Below are 20,331 nucleotides of genomic sequence, written 5' to 3'. Positions count from 1 at the left end.
TTCTCCGTCTCGCTGTCACCGACGGCAGAGTGTTCCGCCGGTCTTGGAACGAGCCTGCAACCTCAACGTTGGTTCAGGTCAAGTTTCTGTCGGTCGCCCGGCGTAACCTTCGGGGCATGTTCGACGCCGTCTTCGTGCCCGCCGACCCGCCGCGCGCGGGCCGGTTGGCGCTGTACGGCGACCTCGCCGGAGAGACGGCCGACGGGACTGTCGAGCTGGTCCTGCCTCGCGGTTCGGTGGTGCGCCGGACGACAGTGCCCGCTCGCCTGCCGTCGATCGAGGAGGTTCTCACCCGCCTGACAGCTCCCGACCCAGGACACGAGTCGGCCAGTTGGGCGGCCTGGCGGTCTGCCGGGCTTGCCGGGCTCGTCCTGATCGGCCGCGGCCGATTGGTGCCGGACCAGAGCCCGGAGGGGTACGGGGCTTGGCGGGTCGCGCCGCTCGACCCGATCGACCTCGCCTGGCTGCGGAACCTCGGCGCTGCCATGTCGCCGTACGGGCATGCGCTTCCGCTCGCCGGCACCCGCCCGATCCGGATGATCGAGCCCGAGCACCTGATCCGTGCGTTCTGGGACGCACTGGCCGACACCATCGTCCGTACGCCGGCCGCCGCGGTGGCGACTCGTCCCGGGGCGGCTCCGTTTGCCGCCTCGGAGCCGACGGCTCTGCCCGGTCCGACCACCTGGCTGGACGAGACCGCGCTGGCCGAGCAGGCAGGGACGCGGCTGGTCCTTCGCATCGAGCCGCCAGAAACCGCCGAGGACTTCCGCGCCGTGCTGCAGTTGCGCAGTGGGCTGGATCCAAGCCTGCTCGTCGACGTCGCCGATATGTGGAACGCGCCGGCCGCGGTGCTGACGGCTCTCGGTGAACGCGCCGAGACGGACCTGCTGCTCGCCCTTCGTCGCGGGGCGCGCGTCTGGCCGCCGCTCGGTGCCGCGCTGCGCGATGCCGCGCCGGAGGAGGTGCCGATCGACGACACAGCGCTGGAGGAGCTCGCCGAGGGCAGCACTGAGCTGGAGGACACCGGCATCGAGGTTCTGTGGCCGACCGAGTTGTTCGCCGGCGAGCTCGCCCTCCGCGCCACCGCGGGGACTCCGACGCCCGGCGCTGTGACCGGCCCAGACTTCAGCCTGCACGACCTGGTCGCGTTCCGCTGGCGCCCGACCCTCGACGGCGAGGACCTGTCCGAGGCAGAGATCGCCGCACTGGCAGAGGCCAAGCGCCCGATGATCCGGATGCGCGGCCGCTGGATCCGCGTCGACCACGACGTCGTACGCCGCCTTCGCAACGGATCTGCCCGCAAGCTCACCGGCGCCGAGGCGCTCGGCGCTGCGCTGACCGGCACGATCGAGGCCGAGGGCGAGCTCGTGCCGTTCGACGCCGACGGTTCGCTCGCCCAGATGCTGGCGAGACTCCGGACGGCCGAGGAGCCTGCGCCGGCCACCGACCCCGTCGGTCTGCGCGCCACGCTGCGCGACTACCAGCGGCGCGGCGTCGCCTGGATGGCACAGCTCGCGAATCTCGGTCTGGGCGGTTGCCTGGCCGACGACATGGGCCTCGGCAAGACGATCCAGGTCATCGCGCTGCACCTGCAGCTCAGGGGGCGCGGTCCGACGGTCGTGGTCTGCCCGTCGACGCTGCTCGGCACCTGGGAGCGCGAGTTCGAGCGGTTCGCACCCGACGTACCGACCCGCCGCTACCACGGCCCTGGGCGTACGCTCAGCGATCTCGCGCCGGACGAGGTAGTGCTCACGACGTACGGCGTGGTGCGTCAGGACCACCGGCTGCTCGGTGAGATCGGGTGGGGCCTGGCCGTCGCGGACGAGGCACAACACGCCAAGAACCCGCTCTCCCGGACCGCCCGCGCGCTCAGAACGTTGCCGTCAGCAACAAGGATCGCCCTGACCGGGACGCCGGTGGAGAACCGGCTCTCCGAGCTGTGGTCGATCCTCGACTGGTCGGCGCCCGGGCTGCTCGGCACGCTCGACCGGTTCCGCCACGACGTCGCCGTACCGGTCGAGCGATTCCACGACGAGGAGGCAACCGCGCGGCTCGCCCGGGTGACGCGGCCGTTCCTGCTGCGCCGTCGCAAGAGCGATCCGGGCATCGCGCCGGAGCTGCCGCAGAAGACCGAGCACGACGTCGTCGTACCGCTGACGACCGAGCAGGCCACGCTGTACCAGGCCGTCGCGAGGGAGACGCTCGCCAAGATCGAGGAGGCGTCCGGGATTGCGCGGCGCGGGCTGGTGCTCAGCCTGCTGACGCAGCTGAAGCAGGTGTGCAACCACCCGGCGCAGTTCCTGCACGAGCGCGGTCCACTGGAGCGACGATCCGGGAAGCTCGCGGCGCTGGACGAGCTGCTCGACGTGATCCTGGCCGAGGGTGAGTCGGTGCTGATCTTCAGTCAGTACGTCGAGATGTGCCGGCTGATCGAGGCGCATCTGGCGGCGCGGCAGGTCCGGACGCTGTTCCTGCACGGCGGCATCGGCGTGCGGAAGCGCGAGGAGATGGTGGAGCAGTTCCAGTCCGGTGCGGCGCCGGTGTTCCTGCTGTCGTTGAAGGCCGGTGGTGTCGGGCTGACGCTGACGCGCGCCACGCATGTCGTGCACTACGACCGGTGGTGGAACCCGGCGGTCGAGGACCAGGCGACGGACCGGGCGTACCGGATCGGGCAGGATCGGCCGGTGCAGGTCCACCGGCTCGTCACCGAGAACACGCTCGAGGACCGGATCGCGACGGTCATCAATGCGAAACGCGATCTCGCGGAGGCGGTCGTCGGATCGGGCGAGGCGTGGTTGAGCGAGTTGTCGGACACCGAGCTTTCCGAGCTCGTCGAGCTGTCGACCGGACCGGCGCGATCCGGGTCGGCAAGTGCGTACAACCCTTCTGCTGTTGGGAAATCCGGTGGCTGACGAGGACCGGGTTCCGTGGCAGGGCTGGCGGCGGACGGGTGAGGACGCGGGGTTGCCGGCGGCGCGCGGGCCGGGGAGCCGGCGGACGTTCGGGGCGACCTGGTGGGGCCGGGCGTGGTTGGAGGCGCTCGAACATCGCGCGCGGCTCGATCCAGGGCGGCTGTCGCGCGGCCGGTCGTACGCGCGCCGCGGCAGTGTCGTTGAGCTGACGGTCGGCGCTGGCGAGGTCGAGGCGGTGGTGCAGGGCAGCCGCGTCACGCCGTACCAGGTGACGGTTCGAATTCGTGCGTTCTCCGGGGACGAGTGGGACGCGGTGCTGGACATCATGTCGGCGCAGATCGGGCGGGTTGCGGCGCTGCTCGACGGCGAGTTGCCGCCGGAGGTTGTGGACGACGTACGCGCAGCCGGGCTGGATCTGCTACCTGGTGCGGGCGAGATTCTGACGAACTGCAGCTGCCCGGACTTCGCCGTACCGTGCAAGCACTCCGCGGCCGTCTGCTACCTGGTCGCCGACGCGCTGGACGACGACCCGTTCGCTCTGCTCCTCCTCCGCGGCCGTGGCAAGGACGACCTGCTCGCAGCCCTCCGCACCCGCCGCGGTGGAACCACCAGCACTCCCGTTGCGCCCCGGACTCCCCCACCCGCAGGAATCCCCGCAATAGCAGCCTTTGCCCGCCACATGGCTACACGCTCACCATCCACCGCACCGGATGCCGCGACCGCCGATCCCGAGCTCGCAGTCCCCCAGCCCGGCGTTGCGGTTGTCGGGTCTGTGCCTGTTCCTGCGCCGCCGCGGCCGCTCGGGGCGCCAGGTGCGCCGGCTGCGGTGAAGGTGCTCGATCCGCCGCGTTCGTCCGGCGTCGACGTACGCGACCTGATCGCCCTCGCCACCGACGCCGCCCGCCGCGCCTGGGAGCTGGCCTCCGGCGACACCCACCTACCGCTGACGTTCGAGCAAGACCTGGCGCGCAGAGCAGCGGCCGCCCTCGGTACGCCGGAGCTCACGGACCTCGCGCACCGCGCCGGCATCCCCTCCCGCCGCCTCACCACCTGGGCCACCGCCTGGCGCCACGCCGGCCTCAACGGCCTGGCCGTCGCCGTCGACGCCCCACACGACGTAGACCCCGACCTCCTGACCGAAGGCCTCGCCGCCCTCCCGCACTCAATCCCCGAAGCCAACCGCGTCACCGCCGGCAAACTCCAACTCCGCCTCGGCAAAGACAACCTCTGGTACCGCTTCGAAAACCACTTCAACGACTGGACCCTCACCCGCCCACCCACCCCCGACCCCCAAGACCTCCTCTAAGCTCCGACCCAGGATTCACCCTGGGGAGGGACCACATGCACCGTGCCGTGATCGTCTGGGGCGCCGTTCTCCTCGCCCTCACCGGTTGCAGCTCCCACGACACGACCCGAGCTGCCTCGGCCGCTCCACCTACTTCGGCCTCCACGCTGCGACCGACGGCGACTCTTTGCGATCGCGTCCAGCAGGGTCTCGACGGCCGCTGGAGAACCGGTGAAGCCGAGTTCGCGTCCGGGGTCCCGTTGGCCGACGGCTGTTCGCTTGTCAGCGTCGCGCAGCCGGATGACCGCGTCCGGGTCACGGTGTCCGCGATTGCGGTGACCGATGCGCAGTTCGACGCGTACCGCAAGAACGACGACGAGTACCTGCGCGAGGTGCGGTACGCCGCCAAGCTCATCGACGGCGGAGTCGGAGCCGGCTCTTGGGCCGTGAACCCAGCTGCGGCCGCGCCGTGGCTCGTCTTCCGGAGCGGTGGCCGGGTGATCAGGCTGCGGATGCTGAACGACGGAGCAGGGACGTTGGCCGAGCTGCGCTCGATCGCGCAGGCAGTTGTCGCACTTCCGCACGGGCTCCCCGCGTCGCGCGCGCAAGTCGTACGTCCAGAATGCGCCCGCGGGACAGCCGCCGCCGAACGCCTGCTCGGCGGAACGGCGCTCCTTCGGCGCGACAGCATCGACGACGGCCATCTGGCCTGCCAATGGGGCTCGGCAACGCGGTCCGTCGTGGTCCGATCAGGCGATAAGGGTTCCGATGCCGCCCTCGACTTCGGCTACCTGAAAGACGGTGGATCGTCCGGACTCGCGCGGCCGGTGCGCCTCGGCGCGGAGGGCTGGCAGCAGACGGACGGCCAACTGACCTTCCGCACTGCCAAGGGAACGTACGTCGAAGTCTGGACGAGTCCGCTCGACGAGTCACTGGCCGGCCCGATCCTCGCACTGGCGCGGACGCTGGTACCGGCCTACTCCTGATGGTTGCAGACCCAGGCCGCTGCGCTGAGCCGGTCTACAGCTGACTGTTGCGAGAGGCACCGACCTTCACGGTGGAGGATGGCGGCAGGCGGAGGACCGGAGTCCGTCCATCAGGAGGTTCAGCAGGCGTGCCGCCATCGCGTCGCGCCCGGGGGAACCAGCCACGGTGAAGATGCCGATGAGAGCGGCCGCGAGGTCTTCGGCGGGAACGTCGGCGCGGAGTTCTCCGGCCGCGCGGCCGGCGTCGAGCAGTTCGTCGATGGCCGCGAGCAGTTCGGTCCGGGTGTCGTCATGGGCGATCTCGCCTGATGCGACCATCGCGCGCAGCGTGTCGAGCATCCCGTTCTTGGTCGCGATCCAGTCGCCGAACAAGTCCATCCAGCGTCGCAGCGCGGCGGCCGGGCCGAGTTCGGCGAGCAGTTCATGGGCGCCGGCGGTGAGCCGCGAGACCTGGTCGCTGTAGACCGCGTCGACCAGCGACTCGCGGCTGGGGAAGTGCCGGTAGAGCGTGGCGATGCCGACGCCGGCTTCGTTGGCGATCGCGCGCATCGACGGCTCGGCCTCGGCCGCAGCGAACAGGTGCGTCGCGACGTCCAGCAGTTGCCGGCGGTTACGAGTCGCGTCCGCGCGCGGTTGGCGGCTCTCTGCGCCGGACAAAACGGATCACGCTCCACTTGTGCTAGCTTCGAAGGTAACCGAAGCATAGTCCGTTTACCTTGCTTCACGAGCTGTTCAAGGGAGACAAGCATGAAGGAACCGGGCGTCAGCACGCCGGCGACCACGAGCCGGGCGGTCCAGTTCGAGTCGTTCGGCGGACCGGAGGCCTTGAGCATCCGCGAAGTACCGGTGCCACAGGCCGGTTCGGGGCAGATCCGCGTACGGGTCACCGCGGCCGGTCTGAACCCGATGGACTGGATCATGACCTCGGACGCAGAGACCGCCGCGCGATTCGGTCTGAGCCTGCCGTGCGGCTTCGGCACCGACTACGCCGGGGCCGTGGATCAGGTCGGTACCGGCGTGACCAAGTTCGCGGTCGGTGACCGGGTGTTCGGCGGCGCGCTGTCCCGCGCGGTCGCCGACTACGTCGTCGTGGATGTGGTGCAGACCAGCGCGGTGCGCGGCGAGGCGTACCGCACCCCTGAAGGCGTCGACGACCGCACCGCGGCCACCCTTGCCATCGCCGGCCGCACGGCGGCCGCAGCTCTTGCGGTGGTCAAGCCGGGTCCGGGTGACACGGTGCTCATCGGCGGCGCGGGAGGTGGCGTAGGCGTGATCGCTGTCCAGCTCGCACGCCTCGCGGGCGCACGGGTGATCGGGACGGGGTCGGCAACCTCGGCTGATGCCCTGAGCACACTCGGGGCCGAGCCGGTCACTTATGGCGCTGGTCTGATCGACCGGGTTCGGGCACTGGCTCCTTCCGGCATCACCGCGGCGATGGACCTGCACGGGACGGATACGGCACAGGTGGCACGCGAGCTTGGCGTACCAGACGAGCGCATCACCACCATCGCCGCTCAGATCGACGGGATCACGCCCGCGAACGGCGCCAGCGCGGCCCCGAGCGCCGTCGAGGAGATCGCCGGCCACGTTGCGGCGGGTCGGCTTCGGGTGCCGATCGCCGCAAGCTATCCGGTGGAGCAGATCCGCGCCGCGGTCGAGCTTCAAGCCGGACGCCACGTGCACGGGAAGGTCGTCATCAACCTCTAGGCAAGCCTGGGGTGACTACTCTGCCGTGCTCAGTGGTTCGAAGGGCATGGGGGTGGGGGTTGGGGTGGGGTTCCAGGGTTCGTTGAGGGGGGTTGGGCGCCATTTCCAGGAAGTTGGGGCGTTGGGGGCCCGGCCGGTTTGGCGGCGTAGTTCGGGCCAGGGGTCAGTTAGTTTGCGGGGTTCGTGGGGGAAGAGGCGGCTGAGTACTCGGTCGCACAGGTCGGCGGGTGGTTGCAGTGCGCAGTTCAGGCCTTGGGCGAGGTCGTCGCCGTGAACGAGGAGTTCCACGCAGGCCATGCCGGCGAAGCCTTCCGGGTCGCCGATTCCCCAGGGGTGGAAGGCGCGGGTTTCCGGTGGGGTCGCGCGGACGACGAGCGCCATGATCCGGCCCGCGGCCTCGACGAAATCGAGTACGCCGGCGGGTGGCGCGAGTGATTGAGCCTGCGCGGACCATCTGACGTACTGCGTCTGTGCGCCGACTGCGAGCTGAGACGCCCAATGCAGGTTCGCCTGCCCGATGTGTTCGGCCGTCTTCCGGCAGCTCCACTCGATCGTTCCGGCCGGTACTGCCCAATCAGCATCCACTGCCGGCCGCAGCGCCTCCACCACGCACTCGGTCGCTGTCTCCACGTCGCTTGCCATCACCACGAACTGCTCCTCTCGACGCCGTCAAGTCTGGGCGCCGAGAATCCGAAAAAACAGTCTGTTGCCAAGCGCCCGTTTTTGACATAAATAGAAGGAGAGGCACTTCTGCTCCCTTGCTCAGCCGCTCAGCTGGTGGGTTGGCACGCGGCATGCACAGCGCGAACCCACCAACTCGAAGGTCAACCTCTGAGATGGTGGGTTCGCGCCGGAGCGTGCGGAGCTGTCGCGCGGGGCGGGACCTACGGCGGCGCGGACCTACAACGACGCGGACCTACGACGACGCGAGCGTGCGGCGGGGCGGGTGGGCCGTGGCGCGGGCGGTGGCGCGGCGTGCGGTGGTGCGGGGGTGGCTAGTGGCGGCGTAGCGAGGTGTGTTGCTCGAGGGCCGGGATCAGTTGGGCGGCGATCTTGACGTGGCCGGCGACCGAGGGGTGGACCTGGTCGATGCAGTCGTCCTCGGTGATCCAGCCGGTGGAGTCGATGCAGATCAGGTTCGGGTCGTCGAGTGACTTGACCGCGGCCTGGATCGTGTCCGCGTGCTTCCCGCTGAACGGGGTCAGCGACACGATCGTCGTCGCCGGGTAGGCGGCGCGCACCCGTCGTACGTACGCGGCGTACTCCTCGATCTCCAGCGTCGGGTCGTTCACTCCGAGGTTGAGCACGACCACGTCGGACGGCTCGACGCGTTCGGCGGGCGAACCGGCGAAGTTCCAGCCGAACGAGTCCACTCCCGGCGGCACCTCGCCGTTGCCCGGCCGGCTGACCCCCTGGCTCCCGAAGCCGACCTGGTACGACGTGCCGCCGAACGCGCGCGCAGTGAGATACGCGTACGTTGCCGTACCGTCCGCGCCCTCGGACTCCGAATGCTCGCTCAGCGCCCGCACGCCCTGCGTGATCGAATCGCCGTAGAACTCCAGCCGCGGACCGCCCGGACGGCCGCTGAGCCGCAGCACGGACCTGGTGTCTAGCACCAGGCCGGCGAACACGACCGCACACCCGAACGGCGGGTTCCATCGGTTGGCGTGCTCGTTGACGTCCTTCACCACCACCGACACCTGGTGCCGGCTGTCCGAACCCGACAACTCGATCACCGGCTCGTCCAGTACGTGCAGGTCCGGCTCGCCGCCGTCGACCGTGATCCACACGTGCGGCGCGACCGTCAGACCGTCGGTGTCGAAGAGCAGCTGCACCCGCTCACCGGCGTACGAGAACGAGATCCGCGAACCGGAGTTGACGGTGACCGCCACGCCGGGCTGATGGCCCCACTGGCCCTCCAGGACGATGCGCGGATCGGACGGGGCGACGACCTCGCCAGGCTCGAACGGCACGGCTTGCTCCTTCTCGTTGACGACGGTCTTGTTGACGACGGTCTCGTTGATGGCAGGGCCATTCTGCCCAACGCCGTCACCAGCCTTCCTTCCGAGCCCGCGCCTCGAACAGCAGGATCCCGGCGGACAGCGCCACGTTCAGCGAGTCCGCCTGGCCGAGCATCGGGATCGATACCGCGTCGAACCCTTCGTCGTGCCACGCCCGCGACAGCCCCGAGCCCTCCGACCCGACCACGAACGCCGTCGGACCGTCGTACTGCGGCACGCGATAGGTACCGGTCGCAGCCGGATCGGCCAGATGCACGCGGAACCGGTGGCTGCGCAGCCACGCCGCCGCGGCCGGGATGTCGTCGAACTCCACGATCGGCGTCGAGAGCACAGTTCCACGACTCGCGGAGTACACCGCCGGATGCGATGGACGCGCGCGCTTGCTGGTCAGTACGAGGCAGTCGGCGTTGGCCGCGTCCGCCGTACGGATCAGCGTGCCGAGGTTGCCGGCGTACTCGACGCCGTCCGCGACCAGGACCAGCGAGCGGTTGGTGAACCGGAACGCGTGCGGCCGCCATTCGGGCAGGCGGGCGATCGAGATGAGGCCCTCGGAACGGGTCTTGCGGGCCATCCGGGCGAGCACCTTCGGGGAGATCCGATACACCTCCTCGGCCCGCTCGGCGTACCGGGCCAGGATCTTGGGATCCGGCGTACCGTCCTCGGGGCACCAGAACAGCGCCTCGATCGTGGCCGGTGTGGTGAGCAGGCGGTCGTGTTCCCAGGTTCCTTCGACCATGATCCGGCCGGGCGAACCGTCCTTGCGCAGGGCGAACAGGTCACGGACACGGGGATGTTGCGCGCCGGCAGGGCGGGCAAAGGGGTGCACAGACATGTGCAGGCTCCGTAAGGAGAGAATCAGCAAGCGCGCCGGGGACCGAACGGTCCGCTCCGGCGGGGCGACACCCGCGTGCGGGTGCCGTGGTACTGACGCGGCCTTCCGACCGCGTCAGCCAAGGATTCTCATCACACTTCGGATGGTAGGCACCCTGGGTACCGCCGTCATCCGGTTTTCCACAGGCTGCCGGCAGGCGAGTTTTGGTCTGTCGGTGCGGGTGGTTAGAGTCCTTTCTCTGATAGCCGCGCTATCACACGGGAGGGAGTGCGGATGGACGCGACACTGCTCGACGCCGAGGCCGAAGCCGCCGTGCTGCGCGTCTACCGTCAGATCTTCGCCGTCCTGGCCCGTGAAGCCGGCGCGATGATCGTCGATCCCGACCTCCTGGACGCCGACCAGGCGATCCTGGACGCGTTCGCCGAGGCGGGCAGCGACGGCCTCACGGTCGAGCAGGCGACGCTCGCCTGCCGGGCCTGGCCGCACGACCTGATCGTCCGCCGCTTCGAAGTGCTGAGGCAGTACGGCGCGATCACCAAACTCGTCGACCGGCCGAACGAGTTGCGTCACCGCGCCGCCTTCGCGCCGTACGTGATGCTGATGTTCTTGCGCCGGATGTCCGTCCAGGGCGGCCAGGCCGAGCTGCACCAGCTGCTCACGCTCGAGGCGCACAGCGTCAGCGACCCGCAGGCCACAGAGGACGACGGCCAGGCGTCCGTCCAGCGGCTGACCAAGGTCTTCCGGCTGCTCGGCAACGAGCTCGCGATCCTGGTCTCGACCAGCACGACCGCCCAGCTCCGGGAGAACGCGCAGCTCGCGTGGGGCAACGAGCGCCTGATCGAGCAGGCCGAGAAGGTGCATCGCCTGGTCCTGGACCGGTGGCCGACGCTCCATCGGGCGTGTACGTCGCTGCGCATGGCTCTGGCCGCGTACGCCGACGCGGTGCAACTCGCCGCCGGCCGCCTGGTCGAGCGCGCCGGGACGACCCGGGCGCTCGGGCTGCTGCCGATCGAGACGTGGCTGACCTTTACTCGCAGCAGTGAGCCCGACGTACTGGCTGCCGTGCTCGACGGTCTGCTCTTCGACGCCGCCGCGCCGGACTTCTCGGCGCAGACGATGGTCGAGGCGGTGGAGACGGGGCGTCGCAGTGGGACGGCCCGGATGGCTCCGCCGCGACCGACCGCGGATCAAGAGGCACCCGAGTCGGCCGCCGCGACCGACCGTGAGGACCTCCGGGCGGAGGCGGAGCGCGTGCTCGCCGGACGGACCGCGGTCGACATCGTCGAGGTCGTGGACGCGGCCGGCGACTGGATCACCGCGCGTCGCGTGCTCGCCGAGCTGACAGCGGCGCATCTGCACGACGAGCTGGAGTACGAGCTGGTCTGGTCCGACGGCATGCGGATCGACCCCGCCGCTGGGACGCCGTGGGCGACCGAGGGCGTTTTCCGACGGGTGGTCTCGTGAGTACCGAGGCCGTCGAGCGGCGACTGCACAACGCGCTCTGGTGGGCGAAGGTGCAGTCCGCGGGTCCGCTCGAGATCGATCCCGACACGCCGGCCGTCGCCGGTCTCACGCGCGCCGCGGCACCGGACGGATCAGCGGTCTGGCTGGTGCCGACGATGCCTTCCGGCGCCGGTCACAGCGTCCTTGAGGAGCTCGGCGCTCCCCCGGTCCCGGTCGAGCTGCCGAACGAAACGGCCCGCCTGCTGGCGATCTGCGTCGCCTGCTGCTGGACGGACCGCAGCGCGCCCGCCTGGCCCGGCACAACCGGGACGCTCGCACAGATCAGATCTGTGTACGCCGGGATGCGCGGCCGCGGTGAGCAGCCGAGTGACCTGACCCTGATCATCGGCAGCCTGCGCCGCCTGCACGCCACGCACTGGCTCCTGTGGAACGAGAAGGCCGGCGAGGTCCGTCTCGGCCCGCGCGTGGTGACCTGGACCGCCGCCGACCTGACCACACTGCGCGACCTGTGCCGGCATCTCCCCGATCCTCCGACACCAGTGCTGTCCACGCCGGCGCCCAAGGTCGAGCAGCCGGCCCCGGAGTTGTCGACGCCCGTGCCCGAGGTCGAGCAGCCGGAGGTGTCGGATGAGTGAGCAGCACGCGCTGTTCGACCCACTGCTGCAGGACCTCAGCGATCGCTCGCGCGACGAGGTGCTCGCGGCATTCAGCGCGGTCCAGTTCGCGGCGCATCCGGTCGCCGAGGTGCAGTTGGCCGGTCTGCGCGACGTCACGCTGCGGCGCCAGGTGCAGCGGATGCTCAAGCTCATCGGCCGGACGCTCGTCCACGTCGACGGCACCCATTGGACCGCCGGGTACGACGACGACATCGCCGCGAGCCTGGCCGCCCAGGGGTGGCAGCCGTTGTCGGTGATCGATCGCGCGGTGCTGGTGCTCGTGCTGATCCACTCGGTCGCGATCCCGCGCAGCGAGGGCATCCTGACCGGCGACAGCTGGAAGTCCGCTCGCCCGACCACGGTCGACGAGCTGCGTACGACCAGGATCAGCGGCGAGGAGCGTCGTCTCGCGCTGCAGCGATTGCGAGCAGCCGGGTTGATCCAGCTGTCGGGCGATCACTCGGGCGGACCGTCGTACATCCCGGGTCCGCAGCTGCAACGACTGACACCGGCCGCTCGACGGCGGTTGCAGGACCAGTTGATCCTCGCCGCCGCCCCGGCCAGCCCGATCGCCGAAGCCATCCGCGCCCGTCACGGGGTCCCTGTCGAAATGGGAGAAGAAGCATGACCGAGGACGGGCCGTTCGACATTCTCGGGTCGAAGGTGCTGCTGGGGGTGCAGGTCGTCGACCTGTCCCGGCTGTCGACGCACCCGATCCCGCTGATCGGCCGCGGGCTGATCACGGTCGCCGGTCAGGGTCCGACGGACTCCAACGGCGCCGGCAAGTCGTCCTGGATCGCCGCGCTCAGCCTGCTGCACGCGGACGACCAGTGGCGGCTGACGAGCGGCGCGCCCGGTGCGGCCGAGCTGCTGTTCACCGCCGAGGCCGCTGGCCAGGAAGGCAACTGGTCGAACGTCGATCGTGGCTACATCGTCGGTGTGTTCTCCGACCCCGATCTGACCGACCTCGACGAGGTCGAGGCAGCGGCAGTCACGGTGTGGATCCGCATCAACCGCAAGGCCTCGTACATCGACCTGCGCTGGAAGCAGGGCCTCCACATCCCGTACGGCGCGACCGAGGCGGAGCGTGCCGCCGGCGCCGATGCGCTGTGGGCGGCCCTCCCGCACTCGAACGGTCGCACCGACTTCCACGCCAACAAGCTCTCCCAGGTCCTGTACGGCGGTCAGGTCCGGTGCGTCTCGTTCTTGTCGACGTCGGTCCGCTCCAGCCCGACCGCGAACCTGCTCGCCGAGCCGCTCAACGAGCTCGGCCCGGCCCGGATCTTCAACGCGATCGCGACGCTCACGGGTCTCGATCATGAGCTCGAGCAGGAGCAGGCGCACCGGTCCGCCGAGCACACGCAGCGCGAGGCGACCAAGCAGGCATCCGCGGACCTGCAGCGCTGGGAGCAGGAGATGGCGACCGTCGAGGCCGGCATTCTGCAGCGTGCCGCCGCCCGCGAGGCGCTCGCCGCCGCGAAGGAGTCCTGGCAGGCGCGCTCGGCCCGGCACCTGATCGACGGCTGCCACCGGAACGCCGAGATCCTCGGCGAGCTGGCCGCGCTCGACGAGCGGGTCGCCGAGCAGGAGGCCCGCAAGGAAGCGATCGCGGCCGAGATCGATGCCTTCGGCAACGAGGAGGGCCTGCTGCGAGACGTCCAGCTGACCCGTCAGGAGCGGGACACGCTGGATGCTCGCGACCGGGAGCTCGACCTGGCCCAGCGTTCCGTGCGCGAGCAGCTCGAGCGGCTCGGCCAGGAGCACCGGCGGCTGGTGGACGCAGGCCGTTCGGCCGATGGGCGCGACCTGGCCGCGGCCGGCGAGGAGCAGGCCGAGGCGCGTGCCTTGCTCGAGGAGCAGATCGGTCAGGACCATGCGGCCCGCGTCGCGGTCGAGCATGCGACGGCGGACCTGCGCGAGGCGGAGAGCGGTCAAACCGTGTCGGCTCCGCAGCAACAGGTCCTGGAGAACGCCGGGATCGAGTGCGGCGCGCTCACCGACATCACGGAGCTGCCGGAGTCCGCGCGTGAGGAGTGGGAGCCGCGACTCGCGCCGTACCGGGAAGCCGTCGTCATCGACGCCGGCGACGCGACGGTCGCCTCGACCGCGCTGGCCGACGCCGGGTACGCCGGATTCCTGCTGGTGCTGGCGAATCGGCCCGGTTCGAAGAGTTCGGCGAAGCGCAGCCCGAAGTCGGCGGACAAGCGGTTTGTGCTCGATGCGTTCTTCACGGCGATCGGCGAGCGGGCCACCAAGGACCACATCGATGACGCCGCCGGTGTGGTTTCGGTCGGTCAGTTCGACGAGCCGATCACCGGCCGGACGGCCCGCATCGAGGCCGCCCGACGGCGCGTCGAGGCCGCGGCCGAGGCCCGCGCTCGTGCGTCGGCCGCGTTGGACCAGGCTCGATCCCGGGTCGAGCAAGCCGAGCGACGTACGGCGGCTGCCCGCGCGCTGGCCGACGCGGAATCGGTGCAGGAGCAGATCCTCGCGCTCCGCGAGACCGTCGACCGGCACGAGACCGACCGTGACTCGCTCGCTCCACAACTGCAGGCCGCGAAGGAGTCTGCCGAGACCGCGGCCGGGCAGCAGCTCGTCCGCGACGAGCGGCTGAAGAACCTCGAGGCGACCCGGCGCGACCACGACCGGATCCTCGACGAGCTGACGGGGCGCCGACTCACGTTGCGCGAGGAGCAGAGCGCGCTCGATCTCACCACCCGCACGACCGCATGGGGCGGGACGCCCGAGGAGGCGGAGGAGTTCCTCCTCGCACTCGCCGACGACGCCCAACGCCGTACGGGCGCCGACTGGAACCACCAGGCGTGTACGCAGCTCGACGACGTCATCCGCCGCTGCTTCCCGAGCGCTCGTTCGCGCGAGGAGATCCCGGCCGAGCTGTGGGAGATCCTCAACGGCCCTGACGGCTGGACGAACGGCACGCTGGGCGACCGCGTCGGCCTGGTGCCTGCGCTGCACCGGACGTTGAGCAGCCACCTCGCGCAGCACGAGACGTTCGACAGCCTGCAGCAACAGCAGATCGCCAGCCAGCGCGCGGAGCGGAACGCCGCGCTCGAGCGCGCACGCGAGGGCCTCGACGAGGCGGAGAGCACGGCCCGCGCACACCGCGCGTCGCTTGCCGACGGCATCAAGGCGCGGCTCCGGCTGGTATCGCAGGAGTTCGACCGCCTCGACCAGCAGTACGGCGGGTACGGCGCGAAGCTCGAGTTCCCGGAGCCCGATCCGCCCGCCGAGCCCGACAAGCCGTGGCGCTGGACCGTCACGCCGAAGTGGCGACGCTCCGAGGGCGGCCCGTTCTCGGCGTTCAACGTGAAGGGCAACACGGCCCAGATGGACGAGAAGGCCGTCAAGCTCGTCTGTGCGGCGGCGCTCGCGGGCGGCTCCGACCGTCCGCTGCTGCTGATCCTGGACGAGCTCGGGCGCAACCTCGGTTCGCAGCACCGGCGTGAGGCGGTGGCGTTGTTCGAGCAGATCGGCCGCGACCGGAACATCACGGTGATCGGCGCGCTGCAGGACGACATGGAGCGGTACGCGCTCGCCTCCTCCCGCCTGTACGTGAAGCTCCGGCGCAGCTCCGACACCATGCCGTACAACCAGGCGCCTGTGGTGAAGGGCAACGAGGACAATGCGGCCCGGGTGGAGCTGCTCCGCGAGTGGATGACGTCTTACCGCGGCTCGACCCCAACGCTGGAGCTGGCCTCGCCGACGCTGACGTAGGGCATGTTTGATGATCTGGCGCCGTAGCGAGGAGGTGCTCGGTGCGGCGAGGTGCCGTGCCGAGTGCCCCGCAGTAGGCGCCAGATCATCAAACATGCCCTCTCGCTTCCGCTCTTGACCTGGGCGCGTGGGTCCGGATACTCAGGTGAGAGCGCTCTCTTCCTACCGCCCAGGGAGATCGACATGTGGGTTCGCCTGATGCTGGGTCTGGCTCTGCTGTCCTCGTCCGCTGTTCCCGCTGATGCAACTGCTGTCGCGTCGACCCAGGCAGCTCGGGTGCAGGCGGCTCGGGTGCAGGCGGCTCGGGTGCAGGCGGTCGCGGTCTGTTCTGTCGCGTGCGACGCGCTCGATCCGTCGAAGGCGCAGGAGGAGACGTTCCCCGTACCCGAGAAGGTGATCAACGGGCGCCGCGTCGTACTGCACGTCTCCGACAAGGACGCGATGGCCTGGGGCAGCATCGACGACGGGACGACGAACGACGCGGTCTGGCTCGATCGCAGCTGGGACGGCGGCGCGACCTGGGACGGTCTCCTCGGCAAGGCCTCGATCCCGTCCGGCTGGACCGGTACGCGCACGCTGATGTACAACCTCGCCGACCCGGCCGGCCATCGCCGCGGCCTGATCCGCGCTTGCGGCGACGCGGCCGGCGTCGACTGCACCGCCTGGGTGCACACCACTGTCTGCGCAGCAGCCTGCGACGGCAGCGACGGACCGTCCGGCGACAACCAGCCGGTCCCGTCGACCACCCTGTCGAACCGGCGAATCTCACTGCATGTCGACAACCGCGGCATGGCCTGGGGCACGATCGACGACGGCGCCGCCGCCGACGAGGTCTGGCTCGACCGCTCCTGGAACGAAGGCGCCTCCTGGCCCGACGGCGCATCCCTCGGCCGTACGAGCGTCGGCGCGGGCGCTACGGCGACAAAGACCCTCCTTTACGCGGCAACAGATCCGCTCTCCCGCCTGTACGGCGGCGCGGTCCGCGCCTGCGGCCGAGCCGTCGAAGGCCAGAACGGCAGCTGTACGTCGTGGGCGCGGCCCGCCACTGATCGAGCCGGAGCAGCGGCCGCTGCGCTGATGTACTCGTACCAGCCGCACACCGCATGGTGGTTGTCGAGCTGGTGGAACTCCGCGGTGGCGGTGACGACGCTGATGGACTATCAACAGCGCACCCGCCGTACCGATCTGCGCTGGATCGTGAACGAGGTGTTCGAGAAGAACAAGGGCGTGTTCCCGGCCGGCGAGAAGAGCGGTGACGCCCTGGAGGGGAACTTCATCAGCCGGGCGATCGACGACACCGAATGGTGGGGCATTGCATGGATCGCGGCGTACGACCTGACTAGTGACCCGAAGTACCTCGACATGGCGGTCACGATCGCGAACTACGTGCAGGGGTACTGGGACACGAGTACGTGCGGCGGCGGGGTGTGGTGGGACCGCGAGCGTACGTACAAGAACGCGGTGACGAACGGGCTGTACATCCGCCTCACGGCAGCGCTGCACAACCGGCTGAGCGGCGACACCGTCTGGTTGCAGCGGGCAACAACCGCGTGGAGCTGGTTCGCGGGCAGCGGGATGATCAACTCGGCGCACCTGGTGAACGACGGTCTGACCGGTTCGTGCGCGAACAACGGGCAGACGGTGTGGACGTACAACCAGGGGCTCGCGATCGGCGGAGCGCTCGAGCTGTGGCGGGCGACCGGCGACAATCAGAAGCAGTTCAAGGGCGTCTTCATGCGGTACCTGATGGATCTCGCCGACGTCACGGGCGACGCGTCGTACCGCACGTACGCTCAGCAGCAGGCCGATTCCATCTGGCAGAACGATCGTGATTCGCTGAACCGGCTAGGTCAGCGCTGGTCGGGCGGCGGGGCGCGGGACTGGCGTACGCAGGCGAGCGCCCTGGGCGGGCTGCTCGCGACCACCCCTCGCGCTTGACACTTGTCCAGATTTCGATACGTGTTTACCAAAATCGGACCCCGGTGCTGACCCAGGAACCGACAGTGCAGCAGTATGGTGCGGTGACTTTTCCGGAGAGCCGCCATGCCCGCGTGCAGCGAGGGGCCGGAGCTCTGGTCAAGCGGTCGTATGACGGCGTACCGTCACCTGCATCCGGCCCTGTCTCCGGAACCGTGTCACTGCCCTGCTCAGCATCACTTCCGCCGAATCGGCCGCCTCAGGATCGGAGGGCGTGAATGGCATCCTGGCTGCTCCGCGCCCAATGGTCGCACCGTGACGAAACCGTCGAGCACCGCGCGCTCCGCGTCGGCCGGACGCTGACCGCGGTCGCGGTCGCCTTCCCCGACGTCCACAACTGGACCCAGGACGAGCGTTGGGGCTATCACGTCCTGGAGGCCGACGGTTCGACGCCGCTGCAGGAGATGGTCGAGGCCACGACGAAGGTCCTGGCGAACGGCACGAGTACGACCCGGCTGCACCTGCAGAGCACGGGCGAACTGCCGTGGCTGTTCGACCTGTCCATGGGCGGGACGATGACGACGATCTCGGACCAGCTCACGCTGCACTGGAGCGACGAGGACGCGATCGAGCAGTCGGAGCGATTCGCCCAGGTGCTCCGCGCAGTCGTCACGATCTGGGAACCGCAGTGGGCGAGCATCGCCGACACCGAGCTCGCCGCCGCGGCCGGCGTGTTCCGTCGAGGGATCCCGATGATGGGCTGGCTCACGTACGTCCGCGGGATGGTGGCCGGTGCCCCAGGCATCGACATCACGCTCACCCCGTACGAGCGTGGCACCCTGCTCCAAGCCCCGGTCTCCCCCATCGACATGACCCCGGTCCACATCTGCGCCGCGGCCGCCCTCGTCGGCATCGCCCCCGAGGAATAGCTACTCCGTCACCACGACCGCCCGGTCCCACCGCTCGAGCTCCACGGACGTCGGCACCTCGAAGCTGGCTGCCCATTCCTTCAGCTCCTCGCGGGTGACCGAAAACGTCGCAGCGGGCAGCGCCGCGTTCCGCTGCTCAAGCCGCTCCCACAGCACATCCAGCGGCAGATCCAGTACGACGATCTCCGCGGCAGCGCCAAGCGCCTGCGCCCGGCTCCGAAACAGGTCCCGCTCCTGCTCGGACCAGCACCCATAGTCGAGAACCACGTTCCCGCCAAGCTCCAGCACCCTCGCGGCAACACCCCACAACAACTCCGACTCCAGAACCCACCGCCGCCCGTTCACCTCACTCGCGGCGAACAGCGCCTCCATCCACTCATCCGGAGTCAACCGAACCGCTCCCAGCTCGCCCTCGATCCTCCGAGCCCAAGAAGTCTTCCCAGCCCCCGGCAACCCCACCACCAAAACCATCAAACCCATCCCCCGACCCTAGGCCCCCAACAACCACCCCAACCCCAACCACCCCACACCCCACGTGCCACAGCCGTGGACACCGGGCCCACCGTCGGCCTTGCCCCTAACGCCCACAACAAGCCCCACCCCAGGCGGCCGCACCAGACGACCGCATCAGGCGACCACCCCAGACCACCACCCCAGACCAGCGCAGCAGGTGACCGCACCTCGCACCCCCAGCGGACCGCCTGCGGGTAGACAACGGTGTGCGCGTCGACCGGGCCGCCCACACGCCGCACCCCACCCGCAGCAGGCCGCAGGCCGCAGATTGCCCCTCGCAGACCAGTTGCGAGTCGAGTCGTCGGACCTAGCACCCCAGCCCAACCCAAATCCCGTGACACACAGGCCAGCCCGAACCCATTCACCACGACTCGGTGGCACCGCAGTCAGCGACCCCGCCGAGTCGTGGGATTTGGTCGAGTTCCGGAGCCAATTTCCACGACTCGAGGTCCACCCTCCAGCCATCCGCCACGACCAAGCGGGCTGTGGGTCGATAGGTCGCCGAGTCGTGGAAATTAGCTCTGGAATCGCCGATGTCCCCGCCGATTTCCACGACTCGCCCTCCAGCCCCCCAGCCATCCGCCACGACTCGGCTAGCTCATAGGCTGATAGGTCGCCGAGTCGTGGATCTCGGCTGTGGAATCGCCGGGGTCTTCCAGGCCAACCGTGGGCGCGCGGAGCTACCCACCTCACGCGAGCTGTGCCTCCGCCCCAGGGCCACACTGGGTCGCGTGTGATCCAGAGCAAGGTCGGTGACGATCGTTGACGCACGCCAGCCTGCGGTCGCCGGCGACCGCAGGCCCTGACGGCCGGACGGGCCACACACCAGCCACAGAGGACCGCATCAAAGCACGGCCAGCGACTACGCCGCACCCGGCCCGGAGCGCGTGGAGGTCTCACCGCGCCCGGCAGTAGCCGCAGACGCACAGCCGCCGAGAGACTGGCAGTCCCGGCCGGCCGATTGCTGACGGCGGATTGCTGACGGCCGCGCCCACGGACGCCGGCCCAGCCGCTGGCGCGGGATCCTGTGCCGGGGTGTTGGTGTGGGGTACTGGTGGTGTGGGGGGAAATGTTAAGGGCCACCCCCGTGGGGGTGGCCCTTAACAGTGTGAATGTCCGGCGGCGTCCTACTCTCCCACGACCTCCCGGTCGCAGTACCATCGGCGCTGAAGGGCTTAACTTCCAGGTTCGGAATGGAGACTGGGTGTTTCCCCAACGCTATGGCCACCGAAACTCTATAGGAACTACACATCAAAACCACTCAAGCCACACCCCCTCAAAACAGCGGGGTGGTTGCCGGGATTCTGACCGTATTCCGGGAACCGTACAGTGAACGCGAACATCAGTTACATAGCGCAGGCTCTTCAAAGTCTG

15 protein-coding genes and 1 rRNA gene are annotated in these 20,331 nt (G+C 69.7%); 10 read left to right on the top strand and 6 right to left on the bottom strand.

What is annotated here, in order from left to right:
* Positions 1 to 116 precede the first annotated feature (116 nt).
* Genes ACGFI6_RS40790 through ACGFI6_RS40780 form a run of 3 tightly spaced genes read left to right on the top strand, consistent with a single transcriptional unit; the run spans position 117 to position 5,183 of the window.
* A complete protein-coding gene (locus ACGFI6_RS40790) occupies positions 117 to 2,912 on the top strand; it encodes an SNF2-related protein (protein WP_393128080.1) in 2,796 nt (931 codons plus the stop codon).
* Positions 2,905 to 4,218, top strand: coding sequence for an SWIM zinc finger family protein (locus ACGFI6_RS40785; RefSeq protein ID WP_393128079.1), 1,314 nt, complete (start codon positions 2,905 to 2,907; stop codon positions 4,216 to 4,218). The genes ACGFI6_RS40790 and ACGFI6_RS40785 overlap by 8 nt, the downstream gene beginning before the upstream one ends.
* Before the next feature lie 35 nt (positions 4,219 to 4,253).
* Positions 4,254 to 5,183 (top strand): hypothetical protein, encoded by a 930-nt coding sequence (locus ACGFI6_RS40780; RefSeq protein WP_393128078.1) that lies wholly within the window; start codon positions 4,254 to 4,256, stop codon positions 5,181 to 5,183.
* 66 nt (positions 5,184 to 5,249) lie between these two features.
* On the opposite strand, the gene ACGFI6_RS40775 is transcribed toward ACGFI6_RS40780, so the two are convergent.
* Positions 5,250 to 5,840 carry a TetR/AcrR family transcriptional regulator gene (locus ACGFI6_RS40775; RefSeq protein WP_393128077.1) on the bottom strand — a complete coding sequence of 197 codons (591 nt, stop codon included), beginning with the start codon at positions 5,838 to 5,840 and terminating at the stop codon, positions 5,250 to 5,252.
* A gap of 90 nt (positions 5,841 to 5,930) precedes the next feature.
* Here ACGFI6_RS40775 and ACGFI6_RS40770 point away from each other — a divergent pair, with 90 nt between their 5' ends.
* Positions 5,931 to 6,890, top strand: coding sequence for an NADP-dependent oxidoreductase (locus ACGFI6_RS40770; RefSeq protein ID WP_393128076.1), 960 nt, complete (start codon positions 5,931 to 5,933; stop codon positions 6,888 to 6,890).
* Positions 6,891 to 6,905: 15 nt separating this feature from the next.
* Here ACGFI6_RS40770 and ACGFI6_RS40765 read toward each other — a convergent pair whose 3' ends face one another.
* The 3 genes from ACGFI6_RS40765 to ACGFI6_RS40755 all read right to left on the bottom strand — a co-directional run bounded on the left by ACGFI6_RS40765 (position 6,906) and on the right by ACGFI6_RS40755 (position 9,743).
* Positions 6,906 to 7,532 carry a maleylpyruvate isomerase N-terminal domain-containing protein gene (locus ACGFI6_RS40765; protein ID WP_393128144.1) on the bottom strand — a complete coding sequence of 209 codons (627 nt, stop codon included), beginning with the start codon at positions 7,530 to 7,532 and terminating at the stop codon, positions 6,906 to 6,908.
* 353 nt (positions 7,533 to 7,885) lie between these two features.
* Positions 7,886 to 8,863 (bottom strand): GDSL-type esterase/lipase family protein, encoded by a 978-nt coding sequence (locus tag ACGFI6_RS40760; protein ID WP_393128075.1) that lies wholly within the window; start codon positions 8,861 to 8,863, stop codon positions 7,886 to 7,888.
* Positions 8,864 to 8,939: 76 nt separating this feature from the next.
* A complete protein-coding gene (locus ACGFI6_RS40755; RefSeq protein WP_393128074.1) occupies positions 8,940 to 9,743 on the bottom strand; it encodes a TrmH family RNA methyltransferase in 804 nt (267 codons plus the stop codon).
* Positions 9,744 to 10,016: 273 nt separating this feature from the next.
* Here ACGFI6_RS40755 and ACGFI6_RS40750 point away from each other — a divergent pair, with 273 nt between their 5' ends.
* The 6 genes from ACGFI6_RS40750 (at position 10,017) to ACGFI6_RS40725 (ending at position 18,444) form a co-directional block, all read left to right on the top strand.
* A complete protein-coding gene (locus ACGFI6_RS40750; protein ID WP_393128073.1) occupies positions 10,017 to 11,207 on the top strand; it encodes a hypothetical protein in 1,191 nt (396 codons plus the stop codon).
* Positions 11,204 to 11,842 carry a hypothetical protein gene (locus tag ACGFI6_RS40745; protein WP_393128072.1) on the top strand — a complete coding sequence of 213 codons (639 nt, stop codon included), beginning with the start codon at positions 11,204 to 11,206 and terminating at the stop codon, positions 11,840 to 11,842. Before ACGFI6_RS40750 ends, ACGFI6_RS40745 begins: the two co-directional genes overlap by 4 nt.
* The gene (locus ACGFI6_RS40740) at positions 11,835 to 12,491 is read left to right on the top strand and encodes a hypothetical protein (protein WP_393128071.1); all 657 of its coding nucleotides are present in this window, start codon (positions 11,835 to 11,837) and stop codon (positions 12,489 to 12,491) included. The genes ACGFI6_RS40745 and ACGFI6_RS40740 overlap by 8 nt, the downstream gene beginning before the upstream one ends.
* Positions 12,488 to 15,598 carry a chromosome segregation ATPase gene (locus ACGFI6_RS40735; protein WP_393128070.1) on the top strand — a complete coding sequence of 1,037 codons (3,111 nt, stop codon included), beginning with the start codon at positions 12,488 to 12,490 and terminating at the stop codon, positions 15,596 to 15,598. Before ACGFI6_RS40740 ends, ACGFI6_RS40735 begins: the two co-directional genes overlap by 4 nt.
* 183 nt (positions 15,599 to 15,781) lie before the next feature.
* Positions 15,782 to 17,536 carry a glycoside hydrolase family 76 protein gene (locus ACGFI6_RS40730; protein ID WP_393128069.1) on the top strand — a complete coding sequence of 585 codons (1,755 nt, stop codon included), beginning with the start codon at positions 15,782 to 15,784 and terminating at the stop codon, positions 17,534 to 17,536.
* A gap of 257 nt (positions 17,537 to 17,793) precedes the next feature.
* Positions 17,794 to 18,444 (top strand): hypothetical protein, encoded by a 651-nt coding sequence (locus tag ACGFI6_RS40725; RefSeq protein WP_393128068.1) that lies wholly within the window; start codon positions 17,794 to 17,796, stop codon positions 18,442 to 18,444.
* Here ACGFI6_RS40725 and ACGFI6_RS40720 read toward each other — a convergent pair whose 3' ends face one another.
* Positions 18,445 to 18,915 carry an AAA family ATPase gene (locus ACGFI6_RS40720; RefSeq protein ID WP_393128143.1) on the bottom strand — a complete coding sequence of 157 codons (471 nt, stop codon included), beginning with the start codon at positions 18,913 to 18,915 and terminating at the stop codon, positions 18,445 to 18,447. It abuts the gene before it with no gap.
* Positions 18,916 to 20,071: 1,156 nt separating this feature from the next.
* Positions 20,072 to 20,189 (bottom strand): 5S ribosomal RNA (rrf, locus tag ACGFI6_RS40715).
* Positions 20,190 to 20,331: the final 142 nt, after the last annotated feature.

Origin of the sequence: Kribbella sp. NPDC048928 (assembly GCF_043197975.1) — a bacterium.
GTDB lineage: Bacteria > Actinomycetota > Actinomycetes > Propionibacteriales > Kribbellaceae > Kribbella.
This window is presented reverse-complemented; position numbering and strand designations above follow the sequence as displayed.